This window comes from Mycobacterium asiaticum DSM 44297, from assembly GCF_000613245.1.
Lineage (GTDB): Bacteria > Actinomycetota > Actinomycetes > Mycobacteriales > Mycobacteriaceae > Mycobacterium > Mycobacterium asiaticum.
The window spans coordinates 637,570-650,659 of the sequence record NZ_HG964936.1; the positions used below are offsets into that span (position 1 = coordinate 637,570).

The following is a 13,090-nucleotide window of genomic DNA, read 5'->3' on the forward strand; positions in this document are numbered from 1 at the left end:
AGACCGATGAATGTGAACGAGGTTCCGACGGGAGTGGGGTGGACGGGTCTGATGACCGCGTTCAGCCGCGCGCATGAGTCGCTGCGGAAAGACCGAATGTTCGACGATCCGCTTGCCGCGGCGGTCGTTACGACCGCGAACGGGATCAGGTCTGCAACCCACAAGCGACTGCCGCGCCTGGGACCGGCAACCAATGACGGTTCGTCGGGTCTGTGGAACTTGTTCAGCTTCTATTTCGCACACCGCACGGTCTTTTACGACAGCCGTGTGCTGAATGCGATCGACGCGGGTTGCCGACAGATTGTGCTCTTGGGCGCGGGATTCGACGGTCGTGCATTTCGGTTGGGGCTGCCCGGGGAGGCCACCGTATTCGAGATGGACCAGGCGTCGGTGCTTGGTTTTAAAGAACGGATCCTGCTGCAGCACAACCTTGTTCCCAGCTGCCCTCGAGTGACGCTAGCGGCCGATCTTCGCGAGGAGATCGCGGGCCCACTGATGGCCGCGGGATTTCGACCGGATCAACGAACGCTATGGATCGCAGAGGGGCTGCTGATGTACTTCACCCAGGCGGAGGCCAATCGACTGCTCGACCGCGTCTCAGCGTTGTCAGCCGTCGGAAGTCATTTCATCAGCGAGTATTTCACTGCCCAATGGAACTTCGAGGACGTCAACTACGAACTGTTGGACGAAATGGACCAGGCGGTCTGGGACCTGCTGACGTGGGAATTTCCCAGCGACCCGCTGGCCCAGGAGCCCGGAGATTGGCTCGCATCGCACGGGTGGGAGGTCCGCACCTGCACGACGGTCGGCGAATTCGGCCGCGCTTCTCGTCGCGAAGTGCCACCGCAGTTCGCGACGGCGGACGGCCCAGACATCTTTCTGTTCGACGGCATCAAAGGGGATGGGCCCAAGTCGAGCGTGACCCGACAGAAGTCCTACGAGTCGCTTTGAACCGAAACCTAATTCCGCCGTACTTGTAAGTGTCCGAAACAGTGAGGAGAACTTTTGTGGATACAGTTTTAGAGCCGCGATACGACGTCATCGTGTGCGGGGCGGGGTCGTCAGGATCGGTGATCGCCGGCCGGTTGGCCGAGAGCTCTGACATCAAAGTCTTACTGCTGGAGGCTGGTGGTAATGACGAGGTACCTAGCGTCACCAACGCATGGCAATGGCCGGCTAACATCGGCAGCGAACTTGACTGGGGCTTCATGGCCGATCCGGACCCGCAGCTGTACGGGCGCTCGATCCCTTTCTCAATGGGCAAAGTGCTTGGCGGCGGTTCCAGCATCAACCTGATGGTCTGGGCGCGAGGACACCGCAGCGATTGGGAACACTATGCTGCCGAATCCGGCGAGCCGGCCTGGGGATACGAGTCGACCCTCGAGCTGTACCGCCGCATCGAGGACTGGCAGGGCATCGGTGAGCCCGAACATCGGGGCAGGGGCGGACCGGTGTTCGTACAGCCGGCCCCCGACGCGCATCCCCTGGCCGCCGCGGTATTGGAAGGGGCCAAGGCACTAGGGATTCCGACCTACCCAAGCCCCAACGGCCGACTGATGGAGGAGACCCGAGGCGCTGCCATCACCGACTTGCGCTGGCGTGACGACAAGCGCCTATCGGTGTTTCGCACCTACACCTCCCTGCCTCAGCAGCGGCCGAACCTGACCGTGGTGCCGCGCGCACTGGTCACCCGCTTGATCTTCGACGGCATCCGGGTGACCGGCGTCGAGGTCGTCCACGCCGGCGAGGTTCATCGGGTGGCAGCCGCAGCCGAGGTCGTACTGTCGCTCGGTGCCATTCACACCCCCAAGGTGCTGATGCAGTCCGGTATAGGCGACGAAGACGAATTGCGTGGAGCGGGCGTCGACGTCCGCCAACACCTGCCCGGCGTGGGACGCAACCTTCAGGACCACTTCGGTTTCGACTGCGTGTGGGAGTTTCCCGAGACCATCCAGAGCAACACCCAGGTGGCCTCGGCATTGTTCTGGGACTTGGGGGGTACGGAGCTCCAGGCGCCGGACTTGTTCGCATGTATGGGACCCTTCCCCAAGGCCACCGTGGAGAACGTCGCGAAATACGTCCTGCCAGAGAATAGTTGGACCTTGTTCGGTTCACCCACGCACCCCAAGAGCCGGGGTCGGCTTCGGCTGTCCGGCGGTGATCCGACCGATCCCATCCGGATCGAAGCAAATGCACTGTCGGCCCCCGAGGACCTCAAGACAGCGATCGCTTGTGTCGAAATGCTGCGCGAGATCGGCAACTCCCGGGAGCTTCGTCCTTTCGTCGCGCGCGAGGTCATGCCGGGCGACCTCACGGGCGCCGAGTTGGAGACTTTTCTGCGCAACGCAGTCACCACCTATTGGCACGAATGCGGTACGGCGAAGATGGGCCGCGATTCCATGTCCGTGGTCGACGGACACCTCAAGGTCTACGGTGTCGAAGGGCTGCGCGTCGCCGACGCGTCCATCCTTCCGCGCATCACAGTCGCCAACACCATGGCGCCGTGCGTCGTCATCGGTGAACGGGCCGCGGAATTCATCCAAGCCGAGCATCGAGCGTGAACTTGGCGACGTAGTAGCGGCGTGTCGCGTCGCGAAATGCACAGTCGGCGAGCTGGCGCCGCCCGCCGCCCGCGCTCAACGGGCGCCCGCTGGGCTCGAGACCCAGACCGAGTGTGCATTTCGCGACGCGACACGCCGACGAAGCGTCGCGTGATTCACGCTCGGCAGCTCCCTACAGTCGGCGAGCTGGCGCAAATCAGTTGGCACGCAGGTAGGTGTACACCCCGGCGAAATTGCGGTTGACCTTCTCGGGCACCGGCACCGGTCCACCGAGCGCCCGTGCGCCCCAAGCAATTTGGGCGGTGCGTTCGACCAGTGCGGTGATGTGCAGGGCTTTGTCCGGCCGGGGACCGACCGCCACCAGCCCGTGGTTGGCGATCAGGGCCGCGCCGCGACCCTGAAGCGCCTTGACCGCGTTCGTGCCGACATCGGGTGTGCCGGAGGCGGCGTACTCGGCACACCGCACGTCACCGCCGCAGTACACCGCGAATTCATCGATGCACGCCGGGATCGGCTGGTGTGCCGCCGCGAACATGGTGGCCCAGACGGGGTGGCTGTGGATGACGCTGCCGATGTCGTCGAAGGCGTGATAGCAGGCCAGGTGCAACTGCATCTCCGTCGACGGCATGCGGCCGTCCTTGGCTTGCAGCACAGCGCCTTCCGGGTCGACCAGCACGAGATCATCCAGCGCCATGTCGGCATAGTCGACCGATGACGGCGTGATCACCAGGTTTCCGTCCGAGCGCCGCGCCGAGATGTTGCCGGCGGTGCCTTCCACCAGACCACGGCGCAGCATGTCCTTGGCCGCCGCCAGCACCGAATGTTCGGCGTTGTCCACAAACTTCACGAGCCCAGCACCTCCGGGTTGACGATATGGGCGGGCGTCCCACCAGACAGCAGTGCCGCCAAATCGTCGGCAACCATCTGCGCCTGCCGCGCTTCAGTGTTCCACGTGGCTCCGCCGATGTGCGGCGTCAGGACCACGTTGGCCATTTCGGTCAGGGGATGGTCGGTGGGCAGCCATTCACCGGCGAAGTGGTCCAGCCCGGCCGCGGCCACCTTGCCGCTGCGTAACGCCTCGACGAGCGCGTCGGTGTCGTGCAGCTGGGCTCGTGCGGTGTTGAGGAAGACGACTCCGTCGCGCATGGCGGCAAACTGTTCGGTGCCGATCATCCCGACGGTCTCGTCGGTGACGGGCGCGTGTAGCGAGACGACATCGGCTTCGGTGAGCAACTCGGCCAGACCGTGCGAGGCCTTGTCGTTGTAAGGGTCGTGGGCGATGACCCGCAGACCCAATCCGGACAATCGCCACGCTGTGGCCCGGCCGACCGCGCCGAGGCCAACCAATCCGGCGGTGAGGCCGGCGATCTCCCAACCCCGGAAACGCTGATACGGGATGGTGCCGTCCCGAAACATGTTGCCGCCGCGCACATCCGCATCCGCGGTCAGCAGGCGTCGGGTGGCGGCCAGCAAGAGCGCCACCGTCATCTCCGCGACCGCGTCGGCGTTGCGTGCCGGTGTGTTCAAAACCGGGATGCCGGCCGCCGTGGCCCCGGGAACGTCGACGTTGTTCGGGTCGCCGCGGGTGGACGCGATGGCTCGCAGGCCGAGCTCGAAGACCGGGCCCTTGACCGAATCACTCTCCACCACAACGATATCGGCGCCTTCGGCGGAGACCCGCTCGGCCAGCTGTTCGGCCGTGTAGATGCGCAGCGGCCTCTGATCTATCCAAGGGTCATAGATCACATCGGCCAATTGCCGAAGCTTGGCAAACCCCGGTCCCCGCAGCGGAGCGGTCACCAGGGCGCGTGGTCGAGACGTCACGAATGCCAATGCTGGCGTACCGTTGCGCCCGTGTCACGCGTAGACGTCACAATCGGTATTGACGTCGGCACCACCGCGGCCAAGGCGGTCGCCGCCGACGAGAACGGTCGCGTGCATGCGCGGGCACGGATTCCGCACCAGGTCCGGGTGCCGGCCCCCGACCGGCTCGAGCACGACGCCGACGAAGCCTGGCGACGGGGTCCGGTAGCCGCGCTTGAGGGACTGAATCTGCCTGCGACCACGAGGGTTAAGGCGGTCGCGGTGTCGTCCATGGTGCCCTCGCTGACCGCCGTCGACTCCGACGGGCATCCGTTGACGCCGGGACTGCTCTACGGCGATGTGCGCGGCCGGGTGCCCGAGGCCGCCGCCCAACCGCTCCCCGCGGTGGGCGAAGCGGCCGAGTTCCTGCGCTGGACGGCCGCCGAGGCGCCCGATGCGGCAGGGTACTGGCCGGCGCCCGCCGTCGCCAACCACGCGTTGGCGGGGGAACCGGTGATCGACTTCGCCACCGCCATCACCTCCCTGCCGTTGTTCGACGGGACCGGGTGGAACGCCACGGCCTGCGCCGACTGCGGCGCCAGGGTCGAGCAGATGCCGCGGGTCGAAACGTTCGGCACACCGATCGGTCGGGTACCGGGCTCGGGCGCAGTGCTCGCGACAGGCGCCATCGACGCCCTCTGCGAGCAAATCGTGGCGGGTGCGGATCAGGGGGGCGACGTGCTGGTGCTGTGCGGCACCACGCTGATCGTCTGGACGACGATCGCCGCGCCGCGGCAGGTGCCAGGATTGTGGACTATCCCCCACACCGCCGCGGGCAAGAGTCAGATCGGCGGGGCCAGCAACGCCGGCGGGATGTTCCTGGGCTGGGTGGATCGCGTTGTCGCGCAGTCTGATCCGACGATGGTTGATCCGCGACGCGTGCCAGTGTGGTTGCCCTACATCCGCGGCGAGCGGACCCCGTTCCACGATCCCGACCGGCGCGCGGTGCTGGATGGGGTGGACCTCACTCATGACGCCGCCACATTGCGCCGGGCCGCCTACGAAGCGTCCGCGTTCGTCGTCCGGCAAATTCTGGAACTGAGTGGCACGCCGGTGCGTCGCATCATCGCTTCCGGCGGCGGCACCCGGGTGCAGCCGTGGATGCAGGCCATCGCCGACGTCACTGCCCGGCCCGTAGAGCTGTCCGCGGTGGCAGAAGGTGCGGCGCTGGGCGCGGCTTTCTTGGGCCGGATGGCGCTCGGACTGGAATCCACCATTGCCGACGCGGCGCGGTGGGCGTCGGTGCAGCGCCTTGTCGAACCCCGTCCCGAGTGGATGGGCCCGGTCAAGGACCGCTATCGGCGATTTCTCGAACTCAGCGGATCGCGGTTGGCGTAGCCACCAGCCGAGCATCTGGGTGGCGCGCTTCCCGGTGTGTGGTTCTAGGCTTATGCAATGACTGACCACGACCAGAACGCCGCCCGTCGAGAGATCGCCGATGCCTTGCTTGCCGCGTTGGAGCGTCGGCATGAGGTCGCCGACGCGATAGTGGAGGCCAAGAACAAGCCCGCCGCGGTCGAGGCGATCGTCACGCTGCTCGGCACCTCTCATCTGGCGGCCGAGGCCGTCATGAGCATGTCGTTCGACCAGCTCACTCAGGACGCCCGCGCCAAGATCCTCGCCGAGCTCGACGATCTCAACAAGCACCTGAGCTTCAACCTCAACGAGCGTCCGGCGAGCTCGGGGGAGACGCTCGAACTGCGTTCCTTCTCCGCGATCGAGGATCGCGACATCTTCATCGCCCGCACCGAAGAGATCAAAGCGGCCGGCGACGGGTCGGGCGCACCGGCAGGGGACATCGACGACGAAATCAGGAAGGCGCTCAAGCGTTTGCACGACGAGGAAGCCGCCTGGTTCGTGGCCGTCGATTCCGGGGAGAAGGTCGGCATGGTGTTCGGCGAACTGTTGAACGGCGAGGTGAACGTGCGGATCTGGATCCACCCCGACCACCGGAAGAAGGGCTACGGCACCGCGGCGCTGCGCAAGTCGCGCTCCGAAATGGCGTGGGCCTTCCCGGCGGTGCCGATGGTGGTCCGTGCGCCGGCCGCTAATCCCGGATAGCGGTGATGGTGACGATGTTGCGTAGTTGGCCCAGCTCGTCGCCGTCCGGGAAGTCGCACCCGTAGTCCGCGTATAACTCCCGCCGTGGCCGAGTGCTGACCTGCCAGCCCTTGCCGCCGAGGTAGTCGATCACGTTGCTGCGTTCGCCGTCGTAGAACAGTCCCGAGAAGTCGATGTCGCAGCCCAGGTTGGCCCACCGGTCGCTGAACTCCTGCGCGCGCTGTGACATCGGGACGTCCGAGTCGGGGTGGAATTCGGTGGCCAGTCGGCTGCCGGGTCCGCTGAGTTCGGTGATGTTGTCGAAGAGCCGGTCCTGGGCGTCGGGGGGCAGGTACATCAGCAACCCCTCGGCGCTCCACGCCGTGGCCCGTGACGGGTCAAATCCGCTGCGGCGCAACGCCGCAGGCCAGTCCTCGCGCAAGTCGATGCTGACCGCTTTGCGGTGCGCCGACGGAGTGGCGCCCAGCGCCGACATAGCCTTGTTTTTGAATTCGATCACCTTGGGCTGGTCGACCTCGTAGACCACCGTGCCCCGCGGCCAGGAGAGCCGGTAGCTGCGCGCGTCCAGCCCGGCCGCCAGGATCACGGCCTGGCCAACGCCCGCGCGGGCGGCGTCGAGAAAGAAGTCGTCGAAGAAGCGGGTGCGGATCGCCATCGAGTCGGCCATCAGGCGCAGCTCTCGTGCACGGGACTCGTCGCTGGTGACCTCGGACACCTGGCCGTTGACCAGACGGGTGAAGAAATCCAGACCGACCGCACGCACCAGCGGTGCCGCGAACGCGTCGTTGATGATCGGGTTGTCCTGTTCGGAGGCAACCGCGCGGGCGGCGGCCACCATCGTCGCGGTGGCGCCCACGCTGGATGCCAAATCCCAGGTGTCCCCGGAGGATCGATGTGACTCAAAAGAGGTCATGGCTTGTGCTCCTTCACAACCGCTCTGCACTCAGATAAACCACCTCGCCGAACGGGGCATCGTCGCCTTCGGCCGGCACCAGCCCGTGTCGGGCGAACAGCTCCGCGTTGCGCTCGCTGGCGGTCTGCCAGCCGTGCGCGGAAAGATAGGTTCCGGCGTCCGTGCGGTCGTCGAAATACACCAGCGCGGCCATGTCGAAATCCAGGCCGTGGCTGCGCCACCGGTCGTTCTGCCGCTGCATGCGGGTGCGCAACTCGTCTTTATTGAGCTCGTTGATGTCCAGCAGGCCCTCGGTGGCGAACCGGCTGCCGGGCACGCTCAGCGCGGTTACCTGGTCGAGCAGCCGGTCCTGAGCCTCGGCCGGCAGGTAACCCAGCAGGCCCTCGGCGATCCAGGCGGTGCGCTGGGAGGGGTCGAACCCAGCTCCGCGCAGTGCGGCGGGCCAGTCGTCGCGCAGGTCGACGGCCACCGTGCGTCGATTCGCGGTCGGCTCGGCACCCAGCTCGGACAGCGTCGCGGTCTTGAACTCGATGACCTGCGGCTGGTCCACCTCGAACACCGTGGTACCCGCCGGCCAGGGCAGCCGGTAGGCGCGGGAATCCAGCCCCGCCGCCAAAATCACGGCCTGCCGGATGCCGGCAGCGCTCGCGTCGGCGAAGAAGTCGTCGAAAAACCTGGTCCGGATAGCCATGGCGTTGGCGAAATGCCTGGTGCCGGTGGCCGTTTCCGAATCTAGATCGGAAAGGTCCAGCTCACCGCTGGCCAGCTGGGAGAAGAAATCAACGCCTACTGCGCGAACCAGCGGCTCGGCGAAGTTGTCCGTGGCGACCGCTCCCGCACCCTGGCTGTCCCGGGCGGCCACCGCGCGGGCCGCGGCGACCATGGTGGCCGTCAACCCGACGCTGGATGCCAAATCCCACGTGTCGCCCTCATACCGCGCGCTGCCTGTCTGGGTCATCGATATGCTCCCGGAAACCAGTTCTGTTATTTAGCAAATATAACGAGCTATCAAGACTGTACGCCCACCCTGGCAGGGCCGGTGCGTACCAGCTGTTAGTCTCGTACACGGTTTGACGCGCGACGGCGTACGTCCTGGCCTGCTGGGTGTTGGGCACGTGACGCGGGATGAACCCAGGACTGATCAGAAAATGGACCCAGCCGGCCGAACCGGTTGGCATGCCGCGACCAGAGTTCGGCTGCGCAGGAGGAAGAGTGCTTTCGGCTTTCATCTCATCGCTGCGAACAGTGGACCTGAGACGGAAGATCCTTTTCACACTGGGCATCGTCGTGCTCTACCGCGTGGGGGCCTCGCTGCCGTCGCCCGGTGTCAATTTCCCGAACGTGCAGCAGTGCATCAAGGAGGCCAGCGGCGGCCAGGCCGGGCAGATCTACTCGCTGATCAACCTGTTCTCGGGTGGCGCCCTGCTCAAGCTCACGGTGTTCGCAGTGGGCGTGATGCCCTACATCACGGCGAGCATCATCGTGCAGCTGCTCACCGTGGTGATTCCCCGCTTCGAAGAGCTACGTAAAGAAGGTCAGGCTGGTCAGGCCAAGATGACGCAGTACACGCGTTATCTGGCGATCGCATTGGCGGTTTTGCAGGCCACCAGCATCGTCGCGCTGGCCGCCAACGGTGGGCTGCTGCAGGGCTGCTCGCTGGACATCTTGTCGAACCAGACCATCTTCTCCGAGATTGTCATCGTGCTGGTGATGACCGCCGGCGCCGCCCTGGTGATGTGGATGGGTGAGCTGATCACCGAACGCGGCATCGGCAATGGCATGTCCCTGCTGATCTTCGTCGGTATCGCCGCCCGCATTCCCGCCGAGGGCAATCAGATCCTGCAGAGCCGTGGGGGCATGATTTTTGCCGCGGTGTGCGCGGCCGCGCTGGTGATCATCGTCGGTGTCGTGTTCGTCGAGCAGGGACAGCGTCGAATCCCGGTGCAGTACGCCAAGCGCATGGTCGGCCGGCGGATGTATGGCGGCACGTCGACGTATCTGCCGCTCAAGGTCAACCAGGCCGGCGTCATCCCGGTCATTTTCGCGTCCTCGCTGATCTACATTCCGAACCTGATCACCCAGCTTGTTCGAAGCGGCAGCGGCGGTGGCGGCCACAGCTGGTGGGACAAATTCGTCGGCAGTTACCTTTCGGACCCGAGCAATCCGGTGTACATCGCGATCTATTTCGGGCTCATCATCTTTTTCACGTACTTCTACGTGTCGATCACGTTCAATCCCGACGAGCGTGCCGACGAAATGAAGAAGTTCGGCGGTTTTATCCCCGGAATTCGCCCGGGTCGTCCCACCGCCGATTACCTGCGCCATGTACTGAGCCGAATCACCCTGCCCGGGTCGATCTACCTCGGTGTCATTTCGGTGCTGCCGAATGTCTTCTTGCAGATGGGCAACAGCGGCGGCATTCAGAATCTACCCTTCGGGGGTACCGCGGTTTTGATCATGATCGGCGTCGGGTTGGATACGGTCAAACAGATCGAAAGTCAGCTCATGCAGCGCAACTATGAAGGGTTCCTCAAGTGAGAGTGGTATTGCTTGGGCCGCCGGGGGCGGGCAAGGGCACGCAGGCCCAGAAGCTGGCCGAGAAACTGGGGATCCCGCAGATCTCCACCGGCGATCTGTTCCGCAGCAATATCCAGCAGGGCACCAAGCTCGGAATCGAAGCAAAGCGGTATCTGGATGCCGGCGACCTGGTGCCGTCCGAGCTGACCAACGAGCTCGTCGACGACCGCCTCAACGAGCCGGACGCGGCAAACGGGTTCATCCTGGACGGCTACCCCCGCTCGGTGGAGCAGGCCAAGGCGCTGCACGACATGCTGCAGCGCCGTGGCACCGACATCGACGCCGTGGTGGAGTTCCGGGTATCTGAGGAGGAGTTGCTGGAGCGGCTTAAGGGTCGTGGCCGTGCCGACGACACCGAAGAGGTCATCCACAATCGGATGAAGGTTTACCGGGACGAGACCGCGCCGTTGCTGGACTACTACCGCGACGAGCTCAAGACCGTGGACGCCGTCGGCACCATGGATGAGGTGTTCGCCCGCGCATTGCAAGCTCTGGGCAAGTAACCGTGGGTGCTTTGGCACGGCTGCGGAGCCGCAGAGTCGTGCCGCAGCGCACTGCCGGAGAGCTGGATGCAATGGCCGCGGCGGGTGCCGTCGTCGCCGCCGCCCTGCAAGCCGTACGAACCGCGGCGGTCGCTGGGGTGTCCACGCTGGCCCTCGACGAAATCGCGGAGTCGGTGATCCGCGAAGCCGGCGCGACCCCGTCGTTCCTGGGCTACCACGGCTACCCGGCATCGATCTGTAGTTCGGTGAATGACCGTGTGGTGCATGGCATTCCGTCGGCCGCCGAGGTTCTGGTGCCGGGTGACCTGGTGTCCATCGACTGCGGCGCGGTGCTGGACGGGTGGCACGGTGACGCGGCCGTCACGTTTGGGATCGGTGATCTCATCGCGGCCGATGCGGCACTTTCCGCGGCGACCAGGGAGTCGCTCGAAGCCGGAATCGCGGCAATGATCATCGGTAACCGCTTGACCGACGTCGCCCACGCCATCGAAATGGGCACGCGGGCCGTGGCAGTTCGCTACGACCGCGCGTTCGGCATTGTCGAGGGGTACGGCGGGCATGGCATCGGGCGGCAGATGCACATGGACCCATTCCTGCCCAACGAGGGTTCGCCGGGGCGGGGCCCGCTGCTGGCCGCCGGGTCGGTGCTGGCCATCGAACCGATGCTGACGCTGGGGACGGGCAAGACCGTCGTTCTGGACGACGAATGGACCGTGACCACGGCCGATGGGTCGCGCGCCGCGCATTGGGAGCATACGGTTGCGGTAACCGAGGACGGTCCGCGCATCCTGACCGTTTGAACCACCCAACTACTCGCCTCGTGTTGGTAGGGCAGGAGGTGATCGGGTGGCTCGTTTGGGTGACACCGAGGCGGCTGAAGCCGCCCTGATGAGGGCGCTCTACGACGAGCATGCCGCGGTTCTGTGGCGCTATGCGTTGCGGCTGACCGGAGGTGACGCCAGTCACGCCGAGGATGTCGTGCAAGAGACGCTGGTGCGGGCCTGGCAGCATCCGGAGGTCGTCAGCGACACCGAGCGGTCGGCGCGAGCATGGTTGTTCACCGTGGCGCGCAACCTGATCATCGACGATCGGCGCAGCGCGCGGTATCGCAACACCGCCGGATCGATCGACGACGCCAACGTTCCGGAGCACTCCAGCCCGGACGAAGTGAACGCGGCCTTGGACCGGCTGCTGATCGCCGATGCGATGACGCAACTTTCGGCCGAACATCGCGCCGTGATCGAGCGGTCCTACTACCGTGGCTGGACCACCACACAAATAGCAAACGACTTGGGGATCGCAGAGGGGACCGTGAAGTCGCGTCTGCACTACGCAGTGCGGGCGCTGCGCCTGACCCTGCAAGAACTTGGAGTCACGAGGTGACAGGACATGAATGACGTGAGTACGCACCACTACGCGACCTGGGATGCCGCGTACGTGCTGGGTTCGCTGTCGGCCCTCGAGCGGCGTGAATTCGAGGCACATCTGGCGGAGTGCCCGTCGTGCCGAGCGGCGGTCGCCGAACTGAGCGGCGTTCCGGCCCTGCTCTCGCAATTGAGCCGGGAGGACGTCGCCGCGATAGACGAGTCCGGCCGTGGGCCGGAGATCTCGCCGCGCCTGCTGCCGTCGTTGTTGCAGACGGTGCGCTGGCGTCGGCGCCGCGCGCGGGTGACGACATGGGTGGCCGCTGCCGCTGCGGCCGTGGTGCTGGGTATCGGTGTGCTGGTGGGCATTAATGGCGATGTGTCGCTGCATTCGCATCCGGGAACCGCCACGGCGCAACCGATGGCTCAGGTGGGCACCCAACTGCTGACGTCGACGGTCTCAGTCAGCAGTCAGCACTGGGGAACGTTCATCAACCTGCAGTGCTTCTGCCTGGCCCCACCGGACGCGCATCACGACACCCTGGCCATGGTGGTGGTGGGGCGTGACGGCAGCCAAACCCGGCTGGCTACCTGGGTGGCCGCACCGGGCCACACGGCGAAACTGGCCGGCAGCATCGCCACCCCGGTCGAGCAGATCGCGTCGGTCCAGGTGGTTGCCGCTGACAGTGGCAAGGTGCTGCTGGAACGTTCGCTTTAATAGGTGCGTGACCGATTCCGCCAAGCGCGATCCGATCGCTGCCGCGCGGGACAACTGGGAGCGCGCCGGCTGGGGCGACGTCTCGCAGGGCATGGTCGCGGTGACATCGGTGATGCGTGCCCACCAGATTCTGCTGGCGCGCGTCGAAAATGCTTTGCGGCCCTACGATTTGAGCTTCTCCCGGTACGAGTTGTTGCGGCTGCTGGCTTTCAGCCGTACCGGTGCGCTGCCGATCACCAAGGCCTCGGACCGGCTGCAGGTGCATGTCACCAGCGTCACCCATGCGATCCGCCGGCTCGAGGCCGACGGCCTGGTGCAGCGGGTGCCGCATCCCACCGACGGCCGGACCACGTTGGTGCAGATCACCGAGCTGGGCCGCTCGACGGTGGAGGACGCGACGGTCACGCTGAACGAACAGGTCTTCGCCGATATCGGGATGGGGCCCGACGAGTCACAGGCGCTGGTGTCGTCGATCGAGACGCTGCGACGCCATGCGGGGGATTTCTAGACCGTCCGCCGAGCGCACCCTC

At 65.6% G+C, this 13,090-nt stretch carries 14 protein-coding genes; 10 read left to right on the forward strand and 4 right to left on the reverse strand.

All coding sequences use genetic code 11. The features are described 5' to 3' along the window. Window positions 1–6: 6 nt before the first annotated feature. Entirely contained in the window at window positions 7–951 is a 945-nt protein-coding gene (locus tag BN972_RS27545; protein WP_099050982.1) for an SAM-dependent methyltransferase, read from the forward strand. A 56-nt stretch (window positions 952–1,007) separates the two neighbouring features. Then, the gene (locus tag BN972_RS03095; protein WP_036352773.1) at window positions 1,008–2,561 is read left to right on the forward strand and encodes a GMC family oxidoreductase; all 1,554 of its coding nucleotides are present in this window, start codon (window positions 1,008–1,010) and stop codon (window positions 2,559–2,561) included. Window positions 2,562–2,757: 196 nt separating this feature from the next. On the opposite strand, the gene BN972_RS03100 is transcribed toward BN972_RS03095, so the two are convergent. Beyond that, entirely contained in the window at window positions 2,758–3,408 is a 651-nt protein-coding gene (locus BN972_RS03100) for an L-fuculose-phosphate aldolase (protein WP_036352776.1), read from the reverse strand. Beyond that, window positions 3,405–4,385 (reverse strand): NAD(P)-dependent oxidoreductase, encoded by a 981-nt coding sequence (locus BN972_RS03105; protein WP_036352779.1) that lies wholly within the window; start codon window positions 4,383–4,385, stop codon window positions 3,405–3,407. Before BN972_RS03105 ends, BN972_RS03100 begins: the two co-directional genes overlap by 4 nt. 30 nt (window positions 4,386–4,415) lie before the next feature. Between BN972_RS03105 and BN972_RS03110 the strand changes: the two genes are divergently transcribed. Beyond that, a complete protein-coding gene (locus tag BN972_RS03110; RefSeq protein WP_036352781.1) occupies window positions 4,416–5,762 on the forward strand; it encodes a xylulokinase in 1,347 nt (448 codons plus the stop codon). A gap of 57 nt (window positions 5,763–5,819) precedes the next feature. Then, entirely contained in the window at window positions 5,820–6,485 is a 666-nt protein-coding gene (locus tag BN972_RS03115; RefSeq protein ID WP_036352784.1) for a GNAT family N-acetyltransferase, read from the forward strand. Here the strand turns inward: BN972_RS03115 and BN972_RS03120 are convergent. Together BN972_RS03120 and BN972_RS03125 are read right to left on the reverse strand one after the other, a co-directional pair. Further along, window positions 6,472–7,398: a class I SAM-dependent methyltransferase gene (locus tag BN972_RS03120; protein ID WP_036352787.1), complete on the reverse strand. Its 927-nt coding sequence runs from the start codon at window positions 7,396–7,398 to the stop codon at window positions 6,472–6,474. The two genes, BN972_RS03115 and BN972_RS03120, sit on opposite strands and share 14 nt — an antisense overlap. A 13-nt stretch (window positions 7,399–7,411) precedes the next feature. Beyond that, window positions 7,412–8,356 carry a class I SAM-dependent methyltransferase gene (locus BN972_RS03125; protein WP_036352791.1) on the reverse strand — a complete coding sequence of 315 codons (945 nt, stop codon included), beginning with the start codon at window positions 8,354–8,356 and terminating at the stop codon, window positions 7,412–7,414. A 254-nt stretch (window positions 8,357–8,610) separates the two neighbouring features. Here BN972_RS03125 and secY point away from each other — a divergent pair, with 254 nt between their 5' ends. The 6 genes from secY to BN972_RS03155 are packed head-to-tail and all read left to right on the forward strand — an operon-like array spanning window position 8,611 to window position 13,068. Next, window positions 8,611–9,936: a preprotein translocase subunit SecY gene (gene secY / locus BN972_RS03130; protein ID WP_036352793.1), complete on the forward strand. Its 1,326-nt coding sequence runs from the start codon at window positions 8,611–8,613 to the stop codon at window positions 9,934–9,936. Further along, window positions 9,933–10,478: an adenylate kinase gene (locus BN972_RS03135; protein WP_036352795.1), complete on the forward strand. Its 546-nt coding sequence runs from the start codon at window positions 9,933–9,935 to the stop codon at window positions 10,476–10,478. Before secY ends, BN972_RS03135 begins: the two co-directional genes overlap by 4 nt. A gap of 2 nt (window positions 10,479–10,480) precedes the next feature. Then, on the forward strand, window positions 10,481–11,278 hold the full coding sequence (gene map, locus BN972_RS03140) for a type I methionyl aminopeptidase (RefSeq protein ID WP_036352798.1): 798 nt from the start codon (window positions 10,481–10,483) through the stop codon (window positions 11,276–11,278). A gap of 46 nt (window positions 11,279–11,324) precedes the next feature. Next, complete coding sequence (locus BN972_RS03145; protein WP_036352799.1) at window positions 11,325–11,861, forward strand: sigma-70 family RNA polymerase sigma factor; 537 nt, start codon at window positions 11,325–11,327, stop codon at window positions 11,859–11,861. Between the two features lie 6 nt (window positions 11,862–11,867). Then, on the forward strand, window positions 11,868–12,560 hold the full coding sequence (locus tag BN972_RS03150; protein ID WP_036352801.1) for an anti-sigma factor family protein: 693 nt from the start codon (window positions 11,868–11,870) through the stop codon (window positions 12,558–12,560). A gap of 7 nt (window positions 12,561–12,567) precedes the next feature. After that, a complete protein-coding gene (locus BN972_RS03155) occupies window positions 12,568–13,068 on the forward strand; it encodes a MarR family winged helix-turn-helix transcriptional regulator (RefSeq protein WP_036352803.1) in 501 nt (166 codons plus the stop codon). Window positions 13,069–13,090 lie beyond the last annotated feature (22 nt).

Excerpts from the sequence above, each read along its gene's own strand:
- BN972_RS27545 (WP_099050982.1), top strand. The coding sequence starts at position 7 with ATGAATGTGAACGAGGTTCCGACGGGAGTGGGGTGGACGGGTCTGATG.
- BN972_RS03115 (WP_036352784.1), top strand. The coding sequence starts at position 5,820 with ATGACTGACCACGACCAGAACGCCGCCCGTCGAGAGATCGCCGATGCC.
- BN972_RS03120 (WP_036352787.1), bottom strand. The coding sequence starts at position 7,398 with ATGACCTCTTTTGAGTCACATCGATCCTCCGGGGACACCTGGGATTTG.
- BN972_RS03125 (WP_036352791.1), bottom strand. The coding sequence starts at position 8,356 with ATGACCCAGACAGGCAGCGCGCGGTATGAGGGCGACACGTGGGATTTG.
- BN972_RS03150 (WP_036352801.1), top strand. The coding sequence starts at position 11,868 with ATGAATGACGTGAGTACGCACCACTACGCGACCTGGGATGCCGCGTAC.